Origin of the sequence: Flavimaribacter sediminis (assembly GCF_019492055.1) — a bacterium.
GTDB lineage: Bacteria > Pseudomonadota > Alphaproteobacteria > Rhizobiales > Rhizobiaceae > Flavimaribacter > Flavimaribacter sediminis.
Genome location: NZ_JAICBX010000003.1, coordinates 326,623 through 342,837 on the forward strand (window position 1 = coordinate 326,623; position 16,215 = coordinate 342,837).

At 58.8% G+C, this 16,215-nt stretch carries 13 protein-coding genes; 5 read left to right on the forward strand and 8 right to left on the reverse strand.

What is annotated here, in order from left to right:
* Window positions 1-9 precede the first annotated feature (9 nt).
* The 3 genes from K1W69_RS17140 to K1W69_RS17150 form a co-directional block, all read right to left on the reverse strand.
* Window positions 10-1,317, reverse strand: coding sequence for a hypothetical protein (locus K1W69_RS17140; protein ID WP_220229646.1), 1,308 nt, complete (start codon window positions 1,315-1,317; stop codon window positions 10-12).
* A 3-nt stretch (window positions 1,318-1,320) separates the two neighbouring features.
* On the reverse strand, window positions 1,321-2,874 hold the full coding sequence (locus tag K1W69_RS17145; RefSeq protein WP_220229647.1) for a GumC family protein: 1,554 nt from the start codon (window positions 2,872-2,874) through the stop codon (window positions 1,321-1,323).
* A gap of 148 nt (window positions 2,875-3,022) precedes the next feature.
* A complete protein-coding gene (locus K1W69_RS17150) occupies window positions 3,023-3,646 on the reverse strand; it encodes a response regulator (RefSeq protein WP_258571158.1) in 624 nt (207 codons plus the stop codon).
* A gap of 239 nt (window positions 3,647-3,885) precedes the next feature.
* On the opposite strand from K1W69_RS17150, the gene K1W69_RS17155 reads away from it, so the two are divergent.
* Window positions 3,886-5,253 carry a WecB/TagA/CpsF family glycosyltransferase gene (locus K1W69_RS17155; protein ID WP_220229648.1) on the forward strand — a complete coding sequence of 456 codons (1,368 nt, stop codon included), beginning with the start codon at window positions 3,886-3,888 and terminating at the stop codon, window positions 5,251-5,253.
* 32 nt (window positions 5,254-5,285) lie between these two features.
* Here K1W69_RS17155 and K1W69_RS17160 read toward each other — a convergent pair whose 3' ends face one another.
* Together K1W69_RS17160 and K1W69_RS17165 are read right to left on the reverse strand one after the other, a co-directional pair.
* Entirely contained in the window at window positions 5,286-6,209 is a 924-nt protein-coding gene (locus K1W69_RS17160) for a 50S ribosomal protein L11 methyltransferase (RefSeq protein WP_220229649.1), read from the reverse strand.
* 1,049 nt (window positions 6,210-7,258) lie between these two features.
* Window positions 7,259-8,032, reverse strand: coding sequence for a class II aldolase/adducin family protein (locus tag K1W69_RS17165; protein WP_220229650.1), 774 nt, complete (start codon window positions 8,030-8,032; stop codon window positions 7,259-7,261).
* 323 nt (window positions 8,033-8,355) lie between these two features.
* Here K1W69_RS17165 and K1W69_RS17170 point away from each other — a divergent pair, with 323 nt between their 5' ends.
* The 3 genes from K1W69_RS17170 to K1W69_RS17180 all read left to right on the forward strand — a co-directional run bounded on the left by K1W69_RS17170 (window position 8,356) and on the right by K1W69_RS17180 (window position 11,337).
* Window positions 8,356-9,312: an NAD(P)-dependent oxidoreductase gene (locus K1W69_RS17170; RefSeq protein WP_220229651.1), complete on the forward strand. Its 957-nt coding sequence runs from the start codon at window positions 8,356-8,358 to the stop codon at window positions 9,310-9,312.
* A 160-nt stretch (window positions 9,313-9,472) separates the two neighbouring features.
* Window positions 9,473-10,129 carry a TetR family transcriptional regulator C-terminal domain-containing protein gene (locus tag K1W69_RS17175; RefSeq protein WP_220229652.1) on the forward strand — a complete coding sequence of 219 codons (657 nt, stop codon included), beginning with the start codon at window positions 9,473-9,475 and terminating at the stop codon, window positions 10,127-10,129.
* A gap of 11 nt (window positions 10,130-10,140) precedes the next feature.
* On the forward strand, window positions 10,141-11,337 hold the full coding sequence (locus tag K1W69_RS17180) for a pyridoxal phosphate-dependent aminotransferase (RefSeq protein WP_220229653.1): 1,197 nt from the start codon (window positions 10,141-10,143) through the stop codon (window positions 11,335-11,337).
* Between the two features lie 279 nt (window positions 11,338-11,616).
* On the opposite strand, the gene K1W69_RS17185 is transcribed toward K1W69_RS17180, so the two are convergent.
* Entirely contained in the window at window positions 11,617-12,501 is an 885-nt protein-coding gene (locus tag K1W69_RS17185) for a mechanosensitive ion channel family protein (RefSeq protein WP_220229654.1), read from the reverse strand.
* 344 nt (window positions 12,502-12,845) lie between these two features.
* Window positions 12,846-13,460 (reverse strand): TetR/AcrR family transcriptional regulator, encoded by a 615-nt coding sequence (locus tag K1W69_RS17190; protein ID WP_220229655.1) that lies wholly within the window; start codon window positions 13,458-13,460, stop codon window positions 12,846-12,848.
* 113 nt (window positions 13,461-13,573) lie between these two features.
* Between K1W69_RS17190 and K1W69_RS17195 the strand changes: the two genes are divergently transcribed.
* Entirely contained in the window at window positions 13,574-14,692 is a 1,119-nt protein-coding gene (locus K1W69_RS17195) for a zinc-binding alcohol dehydrogenase family protein (protein ID WP_220229656.1), read from the forward strand.
* A gap of 776 nt (window positions 14,693-15,468) precedes the next feature.
* Here K1W69_RS17195 and K1W69_RS17200 read toward each other — a convergent pair.
* Entirely contained in the window at window positions 15,469-16,167 is a 699-nt protein-coding gene (locus tag K1W69_RS17200) for a hypothetical protein (protein WP_220229657.1), read from the reverse strand.
* Window positions 16,168-16,215 lie beyond the last annotated feature (48 nt).

Consider the following 16,215-nt stretch of genomic DNA (forward strand, 5'->3'; position numbering starts at 1 on the left):
AGTGAAGAATCAGGACGCCGCGGTCAAACCTTGCGGCGCGGACAATGCTTCGGCAGCGGAAAGCCTGTCACGGGCGATCTGCCTCGCGTGAACGCCAAGCACCATGAAGGATGGCCAGATCAGATAGGCCTCGATCTCGATGTTCTCGCCGAAAGTCAGCATGATCATGACGAGCGTGATCGAAAGCGGCAGGCGGCCGCGGCTGTGGAAAAGGCAATCGTGCACAACGGCGGCGGTTTGCCAGACCAGCGGAATGGCGAAGGCCAGCAGTCCCGCGACACCCTTCACGAAGAGCAGGCCATACCAGGTGTGGTGGCTGCCGATCGGCATATATTCCACCAGATGCGGACCGGGTTGGACCGTTCCATGGCCGAACCAGACGGCTTCTGTGGACCAGCGCTCATAGGCAATCCTCTGCAGGGTCGACCGCACTTCGGAACTTGCCGCGCGGGCGCCGCGGAAGGCGTCTACGGCCTGCTGGATCATGCGGAACAGGGCCGAGCCGAAGACCGTCATCAGGCCCATCAGCGCTGCTGCGAGAAACCAGGCGAAGGGGCGCGAGGCCAACGGAAGCAATCGCGGCAAGGCAATGCTGACTGGCAGCGCCACAAGGCTCATTCTCGACATGGACAAAAGGATCATGGTGAGCCCGCCGAGGACGCCGACCAGCATCCAGAAACGCTGGCGTTCGTCGAGAGCGAAGGCAACGGTCAAAACGCCGATAAGACCGGCGAAGGGCGACCAGGGCGCAAAGAACTGCCAGCGCGCGGAGCCGGACGCGGGGTCGATCGTGTAAAGATAGACGCTGAAATATTCCGGTCCCGGCCCGCCGATTGCCTTCAGCGGCGAGACGAAGATCATGCTCGGCAATCCGGCCATGGGCGCAACGATGAACAAAGGCGTCAAAACCACCGTTATCAGCGCAACGACGCACATGGCCCTGACGATGACGGATCGGCGGATCGGCAAGGTCGCTCCGGCGAAGATGAAGAGCGCGACGAGCGCCCAGCCCTTGGCCCAGCCTACGACCGACTTGATCGTCTGCCCCATGCCGAGATCCCAGCCTGCGTGGGCGATGAGCAGCGGAACCAGCATGGCGACCATGCCCGCAATCCAGCCAAGCACCAGAGGCGGCGGCGATCCTGTCGGCCGCAGATCGGCCCGGATCGCGTTTCCGAGATAGAGGGAAAGCCCGGCAAGTCCTGCAAGAAGCCAGCCGATAACCGGCCCCACGACATACAGGCCCCCGATGAGGTAGAAGAGCCATGTCGAGGCGATTGTTGCAAAGACCAGTTTCTCGGCCGGGTTTTTCTGCATGCCTCAGTCCTCTTCCCCGGCAGGCCGCGCCGTGATCCATGCGATCAGCGGCTGCCGTATCCAGAAGAGAACAAGCCCGCCGATCGCGCACAGGGTGGCGGCGATTCCAAACAGGATCGCCAGCAGCGTGTTGGGGCTGCTCGGGCTTTCCGAATAGGTCGGCGCCTCGATGATCTGCACCATCGGATAGGAGGCGAACACGTCGGTCTCGAAGGTGTTCGAGCGCGCCAGCGCCGACGCAAAGACGGCTTCGGCGACCTTGTAGTCCCGGTTGAGGCTGTCGAGTTCCGAGGCTGCGCTGAGCAGCGAGATCAGACGCTTTTCGACGACCTGCAACTCGTCCTCGAGAATGGCCAGCTCTGCTTCCAGCCCGTCGCGTTCGGCGGTTCCGTCCATCAACTGCGAGAGCAGCGAGGCGCGCTGGCCTTCCGTGGAATGTTCGATCTCGTTCTGCAGCGTTTCCACGCCAAGACCCGTGAGTATGGCGCCGCGCTCCATCAGTTTGAGACGCGCGCCCAGAACGCGCTTTCGGAGGCTGACGATGTTGGGATGCTTGTCGCCGAGGCTCTGGCTGAGTTCGGCGAGTTTGGCGGTTTCTTCCGCAAGCGCGTTCAACAGGGTCTGGAATCCGACATCGGCGTGCAGACGAAGGGACGCGGCCGCGTTTTCGGGCGAGATGTCGAGCAGTGTCGCAAGGGACTCGACCAATCTCGACTGGCGCGCGTGCTGCCCCTTGAGATCGGTCATCTTCTTGACGAGTTCTTCCTTGGCGACGGCGATCTCCTGGAACTGGTCGGCTGTCGTCAATCCTGACTCCATCTGGAGCTTGCTGATGCGGTTCCTGATCTGGTCGACGGCTTCCTGATACTGTTTCACGCTGCCCACCGTGGAGCCCTGCCGGCGTTCGATCTCGTCCTGCCGCAATTTTTCCAGTTCGGCGAGAAAGGCGCTCAACAGCGCGTCTGCATATTGGCGCGCGGTTTCGGGAGACGTCGCTTCCATCATGACCTGTATAAGGCTCGTCTGGTCGACCAGCTTGATGCGCGGATAACCGATCCGGACGCCTTGCTGCAGGAGCATTTCTTCGGCGCGTTTGATGACGGATTGCGACTGCAGCAGTTTTTTGTAGGTGACGGTCGGGCTGATGGATGAACTCGAATAGGCCGAGTTGGCCGACGTGGAGGCCTGCCCGATATCGGTGAGGTTGACGGAGGTTGAAACGCCGTTGCCGGGCAGGATGAGCGAGAAATCGGAGCTGTACCTGACCTCCGCCAGATTGAGATAGAGAAACACGGGAACCCAGATCGCGGCCGTCAGGACGCCGATGACCGTGACATAGCGCGGAAGCCGTCCGGCGTCGCTGACCCGTCCGCCGCGCATGATCCGGCCAATCGTAAGGGAGCCGAAAGACGTGCGTTTCAGGCGGAGCCAGCCGGGCGCGCGAAATATCTTGCGCCGGCGCGCCGAGACATCGCTTCCGCGCTGCCTGGCTTCGCCAGTATCCACAATTTCGATCGGCTCCGTTTCAAGAACCGGATGGTCAACATGAATGTTCATCTTTCAACCCCGTGTTACGGGGGGTGTAGAGGAACAGCGACGGGTTGCGTGGCGGCGAAGGGATAGTATCGGGGAACTGAGATAGGTCAGCTATACCAAAGGATAGAAATGGCGGCCTTCAGCATCCGGCTTGTTCAGTATGAACGCTCTAGAACAGACCAGCTTCCTTGGCGAGGATGGCGGCGTTGGTCCGGTTGCGCGCGCCCATCTTGCGGCAAAGCGTCTTGACGTGCAGCTTGATCGTGACTTCCTGCAAATCAAGTCTCAAAGCGATTTCCTTGTTGGAAAGACCTTCAACGAGACCTTCAAGCACTTCCAGTTCGCGCGATGACAGTTTCTCTGCGAGCGGGTGTTTTTGTTCCTCTTCCTTCTCCGTGAAAAAGGAAATCGGCGCATATTGCTCCCCGGTCGCCATGAAGCGTACGGCGTGGATCAGCGATTTCGCCGTCATCGTTTTCGGAAGGAAGCCGGCCGCGCCCATGGCGAGCGCCTGTTCGGCGGCCGCCCGTGTCATTGTGCCTGAAATAATGGCGACGGGACTGCCCAGATTGAGATCTTTGGCTTTCTCCAGCCCCTCAAGACCGTTCATGCCGGGCATGGTGAAATCGAGAATGACGAGGTCATAGGGGCCCTCTTTCAACATCCTTGTTTCCGCTTCCGCGAAATCCTTCGCAACGGAAACGGAGAACCCGTCCTGCGCCGCCAGATAGTCGGATATCATGTCACGAACCAGATCGTGGTCGTCCGCAAGCAGCAGTTTCAGTTTTTGCATCGCCTTGATCTCCGGCCGTGATTCGGCGGCGTCCTATCCATCGCCGGCGCTGGCCGTCACTCTCGCTCCCAGAGCGCCGAACCTTGTATCCTTTGGTGCAGCGCCAATAGTCTTCAGTACAACCGACACTATACCGCAGTAAATCTGAATCAGCGACTAATGCCGCGACTACGCTTTCGCGCCGCCCTGCGCGGCGCGGCGCTCCTTTATCCAGGTGACCGAAGATAAAGGAGATCGCCATGACACAGACACAACCGCTCGACACCATCAATTTGTTCGGTCTGGACATCGTATCGGCCACGACGCGCGATGCTTTGGACAGGCTTTTAAACAGCGACGAACGTTACACCGCCGCCTTCCTCAACGCGCACTGCGTCAACACGGCCGCCAGCGACCGGACCTATCGACGGGCGCTGGAAAAAGCCGACTTTATTCTACCCGACGGTTCCGGGCTCAGTCTGGCCGCGCGGATGCAGGGCAAGCGTTTTGTGGAAAACCTCAACGGAACGGACCTGTTTTTGCCACTGTGCCGCGAGGCCGCAAAACGCGGGCTGTCGATCTACTTTCTGGGCAGCAGGGAAAATATTGCGCGCATCGCGGCTCTGCGGGCGTCCGCGCTCGCGCCTGGTCTGGTTATCGCCGGCACGCGAAACGGCTTTTTCGAGCGGGATGAGGAACACGCGATCGTGGACGAGATCAACGCGTCCGGCGCCGACATCGTTCTGGTCGCGCTTGGCGTGCCGCTTCAGGAAATCTGGATCGAGCGTAATCGCGAGCGCCTTGCCGCGTCTCTCGTCATGGGTGTGGGCGCACAGTTCGACTTCTGGTCCGGAGAGGTGCGCCGCGCGCCGATGCTCTTCAGGAAAACCGGAATGGAGTGGCTCTGGCGCCTGGCGCTGGAGCCGAAGCGCATGGCGCGCCGCTATATCAGGGGCAATCCGGAATTTATACTGAGGGCCTGGCGCGACAGAAATCCGGAGGCCAGTTCGGCCGATGGCCCGGTGAAAGGCCCGGTAAAGGGGAAGCGCCTGCTTGACCTCCTCGTGGCGAGCGCGGCTATCATCGCCCTGTCGCCCGCCATAGGCGCCATCGCCGCCGCCATCCGTCTCACATCGCCGGGGCCGGTGTTCTTTCGGCAGGAACGCGTGGGCCTTCGAGGCAAGACATTCACGCTCTACAAGTTCCGCACCATGTGCGTGGACGCAGAACAACAGCGCGCCGCCGTGCTGGCAATGAGCGACCGTCCCGGCCTGTGCTTCAAGGCGAAAGACGATCCGCGCATCACGCCGGTCGGCCGGTTCCTGCGCCGCTATTCGCTGGACGAGCTTCCACAGCTTTTCAATGTGGTTCTCAGCCAGATGAGCATTGTCGGACCGCGCCCGGCCTTGCCCCAGGAGGTCGCGGCCTATCCAGGCGACGCGCTGCGCCGGCTCGACGTCAAGCCGGGCCTGACCGGGCTTTGGCAGGTGTCGGGCCGCGCCGACATCGGCTTCGACCGCATGATCGAGATGGACAGCGCCTACGCCCGGTCCAGAACGCTGCTTCTCGATCTCACGATCATGGCGCTGACCCTTCGGGCGGTTTTGTCGGGACGCGGGAGTTACTGAGCAATGGTGGCGGAAGAAGGAGACTGCCCTGCTCAGGCGCCGGTCGGACGGCCGCGAATAACGCAGACCTCATGATAGAGTGCGACGTCGGGATTTTGTTCCGACAGGTTCTGTGCCTCGCATGCCGAAAGCGGCATGTCGCCTTCCTCGTCGGCAAAGAATTCGCAAACGAATTCCTTCTCCAGGCCCGTTCCTGTCAGGGCTTTTTCGAGCGCCACGAAGAACGAGATATCCGTACCGGCGTCCTGTCGCACCATTTGTGAAGCCAGCTTTTCCGGCTCAAATCCGTTGGCCCTGAAGAAATCGAAAATGATGTCGGTTCCGATACGACAGCCAAAATTCATGACGACCTCGGCTTTGGGGGCATGTTTGCGTATCCGGCGCAACAGAGCTTCATTCAATCCCAGACCGACCGCATTGAAAGGATATTCGTCAAACATCGCCCAGGGATAATAATGGGCAATATGATCCTCGGCCCGCTCATCCGCCCCGCTTGCGAGCGGCACGGACTGCGCCTCGCGAAACGCCGCCAGACGGGAATCACGGGGATCGCCCACCTGAGGAAGACAGGCGATAACGACATCTGTTTGCGAAATTTTTGCACGTGCTTCTTCTGTATCGACCAGGCTGACAGCGCCCTTGACCGGCTGGAACTGCTCGGCGTGCTCAGGTGAAAGGCTGTGAATATTTCGTTCGGCAAGTTCCACGAGGCGCGGATCAAGATCGCTGCCGAAAACCCTTGAAACGCCGCACATCCGCAGCACGAAAGCCGCGTTGATGCCCGTGCCTATGCCGACTTCATAAACTGTTTTGCCCTGCAGGTTGGCGCGTTCCAGGCCCATTTGAAACGTTCGGGTCCATGGATCGCCCGGATCAAAAGCGAAATCGGGCGCTTCAGGGGTCAGCCCATAGGTTTCGCTATCACTGGTGGTTCCGGAGCCAGTGGTTTCGACCATCTTTGTTTCCTTTTTTGCGGATAGCGCTGACGCGTCCCATCCTGCAGCTGACACAGCACCGGCGTCGCTGAGGCTATCCTGGATATCAGGCGTACTGCTGCCGAACGTCCTGCGTCGTCTTTGCAGCAAGAATTCTTGCCGATGAAAAAAGCCGCCGGAGCGGCGGCTCAAAACTTTCAGGATACCCGGTGGATTGTATCGGCTGATCGGTCGCTGCGTTGTGCTTCTGCAGACAGGTATGCGGGTATTTGTCTGATATCGGACGCCAGATACACATCACCGGCCGTGGATCCCAGAGAATTGACGAGGCGTGCGCAATCGCATTCCGAATCGACCAGGACACTGAGCGGCAATTTGCTGTCCGGCAACCCGATGAGCGCCTGCTTGATGCGCAGGACAGTCGGCGCAGTGGAAAGACCGCTACAATTTATGGTGTTCGAAACGTGCATTGTTTGCTCCTTGCTGGTCGGTTCGAAGAAATCGAAAGCACCGCTTGGTACGCCGGGAAATCCGACACGGAAACTGTTGTCATTGCATGGCGAACTGCCGGTTAGCGCCCAACAGCATGCAATGTCAGTAGCCGGGATAACAGAAGACCCGGCAGGCATGCCCGTCTCGTTCACCATGCTCCCGCGCTGCGGGAGACATCACTGGACGGGCGCATTTGTTCAACGGTTGTGACAGCCGATTCTCGCAGCGAGCTCGCTGTGGCCTTTAAGGCGACCCGAAGATGGATCGCCAAACCGCCGATTTTCAAAGGATCGCGCTGTAGGACCTGCTCGCAATCCTGAAGCATGACTTTGTTGAGCGTCGTCTTGCGCGCCCATGGTTGACATCAAGGGTAGGCAGGCCCCGATGGCATGTCAAGGTTATTTCGGCTAAATTTTGGGCGCAAACCGGTTGAGATTAAATTTTCATCACGCGGAAAAATTGTGCATCGCACAACAATGTTTCGCAGATGCGGCGACCTCCTCCTCCCCGAGCGCCCCTGCCCGATCGCCGGTTGCCAGGAAAGCTGAAGCCGGTGTGGTGTGCATCAACAAACCCGATCAGTCCCGAAAACCGGGATCAAGGCGATCGGCGAGCCGCATCTGCGCGTCCCATTCGAGTAGCAGGTCGCCGTCATCGAACGCCATCTGGTCATACTGCTCGGTGACGCGGCGCGCGACAGTCTCGTCCACGTGCTTGAGGGGCACGCCCATGGACAACACCGATTCCTGAATTTCGCAGGCCCGGTTGAGGTAGAACATGTTGGAAAACATCTGCGCGGCGTTTTCACCGACCGTCAGCAGGCCGTGATTCCTCAAAACGAGCGCCGGATGCGCGCCGAGATCCCTTGTGATCCGGCGCCGCTCTTCCAGATCGAGCGCAATGCCCTCGAAATCGTGATAAGCGACCCGGCCGTAAAATTGCAGCGCGATCTGGTTGAGGGGCATGAGCCCCTCCTCAAGACAGGAAACAGCCACGCCCGAGCGTGTATGTGTGTGCATCACCCACGCCGCGTCGTGGCGGTCCATATGGACCGCGCTGTGGATCGTGAAACCGGCCGGATTCACGCGGTGGGGGCTGGGGGCGACCTTGGCGCCGTCGGTATCGATCTTGACCAGGGAGGACGCGGTGATCTCTTCCCAAAGAAAGCCGTAGGGATTGATCAGAAAATGACCGGGTTCGCCCGGAACGCGCGCCGTTATGTGCGTGTAGATGATGTCAGTCATCTTGTAGTAGGCCGCGAGCCTGTAACACGCGGCAAGCTCTACCCGCGTCTGGTATTCGGCGTCGCTCATTGCAGATGGTCCGGCAGATGTCTCGCTCGTGCTTAGCATTTCATCCTCTCTTGCCCGCGCCGACCGCCCTGTTCGTCGCGCGGTCGCGGGCCTTCTACATGTCGACAGAGCGCATATTATACGCTCCGGCGCTCCATGTCGGGAGACGTCTCCCTCTCCAGGCATAGCAGCGCTCAGCTTTACTCTTTAATATACATTTGTATAACTAGCCCGTAAGTGCAAGGAAAACAATTCAGTCGCAGGCGCCGATACAAACCTGTTCGTCACCAACGCCAATTCCGGATTGACAACTGCGGGCCGCGTGCTCTGCAGTTCAGAACAGCAATGCCCCGCGCATGAAACTCAGATGGAGATTTTAAAGCATGGCGAACGCGGAAACGATTCACGGCGTTCTTTTAAGCGAAACCATGGACCTGAAATCTTTTTACGATCTTGATTTCGGCGACCGGGCGAGAGACGTTCGCCTTCTCAATCCCGATGAAGTGCAAGCCCCTGATGCAATCCGTTTTGCGATTTGCTGGCTGCCCGGGCCCGAGGCCTTTGCGCCCTATCCCAATCTTGAAATGGCGATGTCCGTCGGGGCCGGCGTCGACGCCCTGCTCAATCATCCGGGTCTCGATGATGACATTGCGATTTGCAGGGTCAGGGACCCGCACCAGGCAGACCTGATGGCAGGCTACGCCGTCCACGAGGTTTTGCATGTAGAGCGTGGTTTTGCGCAAATGCGGGCTGATCAGGACGCCGCGCAGTGGCGGCCGCTTCCGATGCGTGCGCCGAAGGAGTTGAAAGTCGCCGTTCTTGGGCATGGAACCATGGGCGCCGCAGTCGCACGGTCTCTCGCCCGGCTGGGTTTTACCGTCACGGTCGCCTGTCGCCGCCCGCCTCGCGATCCCGAGCAAGGCGTCACATACACCACAGGTGACGATGCTGTCATGCAGGCGGTCGAAGGAGCGAACATGGTGATAAATGTCCTGCCCTTGACGCCGCAGACCGAGAATGTGCTCGATAAAAACCTGTTTGAACGACTCGCAACGCGAGCCTGGCTCGTGCAGATCGGTCGCGGCGAACATCTGCATGAAGACGACTTCGTCGCCGCGCTCGACAGCGGCCAACTGAGCGGCGCCAGCCTGGATGTGTTCCGCGAGGAACCCCTGCCCGCGGATCATCCGTTTTGGCGGGACCGGCGCCTGCGGATTACCCCGCACATTGCGAGCGACTCCATGCCCTACATCGTGTCCGAACAGGCCTTGTTGTCGGCACGGGAACTTCTGGCAGGCCAACCGCTCAGCCTGTCCGTCGACCCCAGGCAAGGATACTGATCTGTCTCGCCCGTCGAACCCCTGCCTGCGTGACGGAGCGCAATATTCCAAGACGCCACCCGATAGGACAGGCGGCGTTTTTGCCTTTGACGGAAAATTATTCAATTGTATAACTACTGGCAAGTCGGCCGGCGTGGCCGGGGGACTATGGAAACAAAAAATGAGCAGGAAAGCGTTTCAGCGCCTGTCACTCGATGACCGCCGTCGCAGCCTCATGGAGGCAACGCTCGTGTGTGTCGCCCAACACGGGTTGCACGGAGCAACAGTTCGCAGGATCGCCGAGGAAGCCGACGTCACCGCTGGTCTTGTCCGGCATTATTTCGGCAGCAAGGACGACATGATCAGGAACGCCTACGCCTATCTGGTCGGGCAGTTGACGACCCTTGCCAGCGACAGCGCCAGGCGAACCGAAGGGGAAGCTGATCTGCAACTGCGCCAGTTCCTGCGCGCGAATGTGACAATGCCCAACCTCTCGGAGCAGAAAGTTTCGCTGTGGGCCACGTTCATTGGACGGGTGCGCTACGATCCGCAATTCGCCGAGATACACCGGGAGGGCTACAGGGAGTTTCTCAATCTGCTCGAGGCGCTCGTCGAGCCGGTGCTTGTGGCCCACAAGCGACCACACAGCGCCGCGATCTGCAAACGTCATGCGATTGCGCTGAACGGGCTGATTGACGGCCTGTGGATGGAAGGCTCGCTGAATGCGGGCCTCTACAGCCAGGCGCTTCTTCCCGACATTCTCGTCGAAGCGAGCGAACGGCTGCTGGGACTTCCGCCGGGCTCGCTATCGAAACCCCAGACAACACAGGAACATTAAAGACAAACATCATGCGCTATGCAGGAATTACCGATCGTCTCGCCGAACTTGGCGGTGAAAAATGGGCCGTCCACAACGCCGCCCGGGACAAGGCTGCGGCCGGTGAACAGATCATCGAACTGACCATCGGCGAACCCGATCTTCCGGTCGACCCGACGCTGATCGACGTGTGCGAAGCCTCGATGCGCAGGGGCCGGACCCATTACTCCAACGGGCGTGGGGAAGCCGGACTTCTCGAAGCGCTGGTCGACAAGTACAAACCACGCTATCCGGACATCACCACGCAAAATGTTCTCTGCTTTCCCGGCACGCAGACGGCTTTGTACGCCGCGATCATCGCCCTTGTCGACGCGGGCCAGGGCGTCCTCGTCGGAGATCCGTACTATGCGACCTATGCAGGCGTCATTCGCGCCTCCGACGCCGTTCTTCAGCCTGTTCCGCTGAGAATGGAGCATGGCTTCGTCATGCAACCCGCTGATCTGGAGGCAGCCGTAACGCCGCAAAGCCGGGTGCTTCTGCTGAACACTCCGCACAACCCGACAGGAGCCCTTCTCGACATCGAGACTATTGCAGAACTTGGCAAGATCGCTCGCGACCACGATCTCTGGATCGTCTGTGACGAGGTCTACGAGGACCTGATTTTCGAAGGCGTCTTCGCCTCTCCCCTGGACATCGAGGAACTGCGCGAGCGCACCATTGTCGTGTCGTCAATCTCCAAGACCTTTGCGGCGACCGGCTTCAGAAGCGGCTGGGCGATCGGGCCGTCGGAATTCTGCACCAAATTGCTGCCGATTTCCGAAACCATCCTGTTCGGCAATCAACCTTTTATCGCCGACATGACGGAAGCGGCGTTGCGCGGCGCATTCGACACGGCCGAAAGGATGCGCAGCAGTTACGCCGCGCGCGTCGATCTCATATCGTCCGAACTGGTGTCCTGCCCCGACCTGAAACCGGGCAAGGCCTCGGGCGGAATGTTCGTGATGATCGATGTTTCGGATACGGGTCTGGACGGCGAAAAGTTTGCCTGGCGGCTCCTCGAAGAGCAGGGCGTGGCCGTCATGCCCGGCGCATCCTTCGGCGAAAACGCAAAGACGCTGATCCGCGTGGCCCTGACGGTGCCCGACGCCGTTCTGCGCGAAGCCATGCGGCGCCTTCATGCTTTTTCGGACTCTCTTCGCGCTGCGGCGCCACGAGCAGCGGCGCAATAGGCTTCCCGCCGCCCTGTTGCAGTTTATCGCCGAGTTCTGGTTTTGCGGAGGAAAACACTGTCAAGCCAAGGTGATCTGCGAGGCCTCCGGACAATGTAAAGCTTGTTCAGGATCGGGAAAACGGGAACTTCCCCGTTCAACTCTGACGGACGCAATTCGTTGCGTGCTTTCAGCTTCAGGCGCCCGCCTGGAACGGCGGATATCCAGGATTGACGTTTTCACTGACAATCTCATGCCCGGCAAAGCACGGCTATGCGTACTGGAATCGCAAAGCCCCGATCACTCGGACGTTACGTCCTCTTCCTTACGGCGCGCTTCCGGTAGTTCCTTGATTACGACATTCTGGTATGCGTAGGGAATTTCTATCCCGGCCGCGTCGAAACGCTTTTTGACGGCTTCAAGCACGATGTTCCTCACCCCAGCCGCCACACCGGAATCCGCGCACCAGAGGCGCAGACTGAAATCGACGCTGGAGGCGCTCAGATTGGTGACCGGGCAGCTGACGACCTCTTCGATGTCGGGAAGTCCCGAGGCGACTTCCAAGATCAGGGCGCGAGCCTTGTCGATGTCGGAATCGTAGCCGATCGAAATGGGAATGATCGCCATTGTCCGCTGCTCCTTGGCGGACAGGTTGACCATGGTCGTGCTCGAAATTGAGGAGTTCGAGATGATGACCCGGCGGTTGTCGTAAGTCTTGAGCATCGTGTAGCCGAGCGATACGTCCTCGACAATGCCGGTTTCGAGGCCGGTCGGTGCATTGATCTGCAATTTGTCTCCGAGCCGGAAAGGGCGATAGAAGATCAGGCTGAAGCCCGCCACGAAATTCGACAAGGTTGATTGAGCGGCAAGTCCGAAAACCACCGAGGCAATCGAAACGCTTGCCAGCAGCGCCGTGGCGAGCCGATTGAGCGCCGGAATCATATGCCCGTAGAACATCAGGATGATGATCCAGAGGAAGGCGCTTGCAACCTTCGACAGGAAGGCAATGGACATGCGGTCAAGTCGATTGTCGTGGTCACGCTCGACAACAACGTGGATCGCCCGATGGAGCAGATGCGACAGCAACAGTCCGGCGAGCACAAAAAGCGCGAGGATGATCAGCGCACCCGACCATCTGTCAGGATGCAGATGCGTCAACCAGTTCTCGACGGTCTTTGAGGTCATCAGTTTCTCCATTAAAGGTCCGGGTGCGCGCCCTTCTAAAGACAAAGCACAAGCGACGAAGTCCTTTCAACGGTTTTTGCCTGCCACGCATCGCAGATTGTGCCAGACCGCATGTTGGCCTGTTGCTGCCGGTGCTTACAGTCGACAACAAAAAATGAAAGCGGCGCGCCTGGCGCCGCTCCTCGAGGTCGTGCAAGAACGGCTCGCCGGCGTCGTGATCGAGTGTCTGCCATGGAGCGAATTCATCGCCCGCCGGGACCGGCCGGAGAACCGCTTCAAAGCAATAGCATTCGTTTGGATATTCCGGATCCGCGCCGATCCGAGACTAGAAACTGATCCATCTGTCAGTCAAAAACCATATTGAAGGCCAGCCTGCTTTGTTCTTTCAGCAGAGTTTTCCGGTCCGCCCATGGAAAATGGGGCCGCGCCAGAATCAGGGCAACAAGGCCATGAAGGGCTGCCCACAGGCACTGCGATCTGGTCTGGACCGCCTGCATGGAGAGATCTGGACGATTAAGTGCGACGATGCGCACCAGATGCCCGAACGCACGCGGCCCCGGATGGTCGGCAAGCGAGAACGCCCCCATATCCTTATGACCATCGTTCTTGGAAATCGCTGCGTGCTCCAACATGAAAGCGATCCGGTAGGCCTGCGGGTGGGTCATTCCGAAATCAAGATAGCCATCAATAGCTTTGCGCAACTGCGCCTCGGGTTTCTCATCCACCGATGCTGCTATGGCATATTCCAGAAGTGCAAATGACCGTAATCCGACCTCATCTTGAATCGCCTGGATGGATGGGAAATGTGCGTAGATCGATGGCTGCGAGATGCCGACCACTTGCGCGATTTGCCGGGTGGTCACAGCCTGCACGCCATGCTCGCTGAAAAGATCGCCAGCTACCTTCAATATCTCGTCGCGTCGACTCTGCGCTTCCGGTTTCCGGGCCTTCGGCGACATGTTCGGGAATCCATTTCTTCTCAATCTACAGAGACTTTATACCGGTCATGAAACATCTTGTAAAACAAACCTATCATCTATAGGTGTCTGCCTATCAGTGATAGGAGATCATCATGACTTCGAATTCCGCTGCCTGGCTCAATGAGCCCTTTGCCCAGCTCAAAGTGGCGGACGCGCCCAGTGTCCCGCCTGAAGCAGGTCAAATTCAGGTCCGAAATCGCGCCGTCGCGATCAATCCGATCGACCGGTACAAGCAGAAGATGGGAAACCCACTGTACGGTTGGCTAAGATACCCGATGATCCTGGGATTCGATCTGGCGGGCGAGGTTGTGGCGGTCGGTCCGGGCGTCACCCGGTTCGAGGTCGGCGACCGCGTGGTCGGGCACGCGACCGGGATGGAGAAAGTCCGCAACAAATCATCCGAATCAGCGTTCCAGATCTATTCCAATGTGATGGCGTACATGGCCTCGCCGATCCCGGACACTATGACGTTCGAGGCGGCGACCGTGCTTCCGCTGGCGCTCTCGACGGCAGCTTGCGGACTCTTCGCCAAGGATCAGCTGGATTTGGAGCTGCCGACATCGCCCACGACTGACAAAGGCCGGACCTTGCTGGTCTGGGGCGGGTCGACCAGCGTGGGCTGTAATGCCATCCAGTTGGGGAAAGCGGCGGGATACCGGATCGTGACCACGGCGTCGCCGCACAATTTCGGGTATCTCAAGAAGCTCGGCGCTGATGAGGTTCATGATTACAACGGCGGTGACGCAGCGACCCGTGTTGCGAACGCACTTGACGGCTACACCCTGGCAGGCGCCGTGGCGATGGGCGCTCGCTCTGCGCAAGCCTGTATTGCCGTCCTTGGCGCGTCCGAGGGCAACAAGAAGGTCGCGCTCGCGACATTCCCGGTCGATATCGATGCGATGCCCGACCGCCCGAATGTTTGGACCTTGATGACCAGGATGGCGCCGAAGATGATGATAAGCAATGGTGGCATATGGATTGCTGCCAAACGCAAGGGTGTGCGGTTGAGCTCGATCTGGGGGTCAGCGCTTATGGATACCGACCTTGGCCCTGCGATCTACGAAAGTTTTCTGCCTGATGCCCTACGGACCGGTCGCTTTGTTGCCGCCCCGCCACCTCTGGTGGTGGGACACCGACTTGAAGCTATCCAGCCCGCGTTCGAGCGCCAGAAGAAAGGCGTCTCGGCGGCCAAGATAGTGGTGACATTGTGATGCCTGTCCGATTCATCGGATGACCATGCAATCATCCCAAATTTTCATTGGAGCAGACACGTATTCGCGGCGCAGCATTTTGCATGTTGGGCTCAAAGCCGACATCCGAGCCTTTCTTCTTTTCATGGGTCCTGACCCGAGCCACAATAATCCGAAAATGTTCCAGAACCTCGTGGCAAAAAACCAGAGTCAGCTGGCGCGCTACATCCGGACGTACAAGGATGTAGTGGTAGCGGGAGAGGAACATGACCCCTCGACACGCGGATTGCGATTCCGCTTTTATTAATTGATATTATTCAATTTTATTACGTACGTCGCGATTGTGTCGCGTTGAAGAAAAAGTTCACATCGACTTGTCACGTCAGCCAATATGGCAGTTGAGTGCTGTAACTACGTTTAGTGCAGCTTCTCCTGAACTACTCTCTCCCTTTGCCTGCTGACCCGGTTCGCTTTGATATGCGGCAAGGGTTCGCGGAGAAAAAGGATGGAACCTATAATCACCTGGCTTGCTCAGGGCAGCCGGGTCGCACCCCGCCCTCCAGTCTCATAGATCGAGGCGGTATAAGTGCTGCACTCAATACTTTGAAACCAAAACCGCAAACAAATAGAATGTAAAATTTACACCAGGATTAGGATCCATTAATCCGGAAGGTCGCAATGACCGCAGTGAGCCCGTCCCTACTCAAATGCGGCGTTGCGGCGAACGGTATCTGCTCGAATTTAGTTCGCTCAACTGAGGAACGCCCCCAATCAAAGAGCGGGGACGTCTCCTGCAGTCACTCTACACGGGCCGCTTGGTATGCCATGATCTCGGCCGCGCCGAAGAATTCCTGCATTTCCGGCCCTAGCGAGACGACGCCGAGCGCTGCTTGGAATGCTTCGACACTGTCCCAACCGATCAGGACGGTTTGCCAGCCATCGGCGGTGACGAATTCACGGTCGAAGATATAGCCCGGTTGCTCAGCTACGCGACCGAAGATGGCGTCTCGGCCTGCATCAAATGCTTCCCGTTGACCTTCCAAAGGGCGGCGGACGGCTACTTCAAGAACCTGTCCCGGCGTGTTGATGTAATCCTCCAGAACGAAGTCACCGCCATCCAAAGGTCTGGCCTGCACGAAGGCCTGCATGTTGACGGTCTCGAAGAAAGCGGCAGCTGTGTCGGTTGGCGTCAAAGCCTCCGATGCGGCGGCGAAGTTCGCCAACTGCGACCATCGGGTGATCCCGACATAAACAGGGTTTGGTCCTGGCTCGGGAAATGTAAAAAATGCCGGGAACGTCCAGTCTTTTTCATTTCCTTCGCGCCCGCTCAGCGCTTCGAGGAAGGCAGCGCGTTGCTCCGCCCAGGCCTCTTCCATGCCCGGCTTCACCTCTTGAATGGCTATTTCGTAGATCGTGTCAGACATTTGCACCTCCTGTGCTTGAGTTGAGAGTGCAACGGCGCTCAATGCACCTGCGGCGATAAGTGTTTTGATCATGGCAATTCCCTTTCGATGATTTGCAAGGGAAGGATGACGGCTATTGAA

Coding starts and splice junctions, on each gene's coding strand:
- K1W69_RS17140 (WP_220229646.1), bottom strand. CDS start 1,317: ATGCAGAAAAACCCGGCCGAGAAACTGGTCTTTGCAACAATCGCCTCG.
- K1W69_RS17155 (WP_220229648.1), top strand. CDS start 3,886: ATGACACAGACACAACCGCTCGACACCATCAATTTGTTCGGTCTGGAC.
- K1W69_RS17175 (WP_220229652.1), top strand. CDS start 9,473: ATGAGCAGGAAAGCGTTTCAGCGCCTGTCACTCGATGACCGCCGTCGC.
- K1W69_RS17190 (WP_220229655.1), bottom strand. CDS start 13,460: ATGTCGCCGAAGGCCCGGAAACCGGAAGCGCAGAGTCGACGCGACGAG.
- K1W69_RS17185 (WP_220229654.1), bottom strand. CDS start 12,501: ATGACCTCAAAGACCGTCGAGAACTGGTTGACGCATCTGCATCCTGAC.
- K1W69_RS17145 (WP_220229647.1), bottom strand. CDS start 2,874: ATGAACATTCATGTTGACCATCCGGTTCTTGAAACGGAGCCGATCGAA.
- K1W69_RS17150 (WP_258571158.1), bottom strand. CDS start 3,646: ATGCAAAAACTGAAACTGCTGCTTGCGGACGACCACGATCTGGTTCGT.
- K1W69_RS17160 (WP_220229649.1), bottom strand. CDS start 6,209: ATGGTCGAAACCACTGGCTCCGGAACCACCAGTGATAGCGAAACCTAT.
- K1W69_RS17180 (WP_220229653.1), top strand. CDS start 10,141: ATGCGCTATGCAGGAATTACCGATCGTCTCGCCGAACTTGGCGGTGAA.
- K1W69_RS17195 (WP_220229656.1), top strand. CDS start 13,574: ATGACTTCGAATTCCGCTGCCTGGCTCAATGAGCCCTTTGCCCAGCTC.
- K1W69_RS17170 (WP_220229651.1), top strand. CDS start 8,356: ATGGCGAACGCGGAAACGATTCACGGCGTTCTTTTAAGCGAAACCATG.
- K1W69_RS17165 (WP_220229650.1), bottom strand. CDS start 8,032: ATGCTAAGCACGAGCGAGACATCTGCCGGACCATCTGCAATGAGCGAC.
- K1W69_RS17200 (WP_220229657.1), bottom strand. CDS start 16,167: ATGATCAAAACACTTATCGCCGCAGGTGCATTGAGCGCCGTTGCACTC.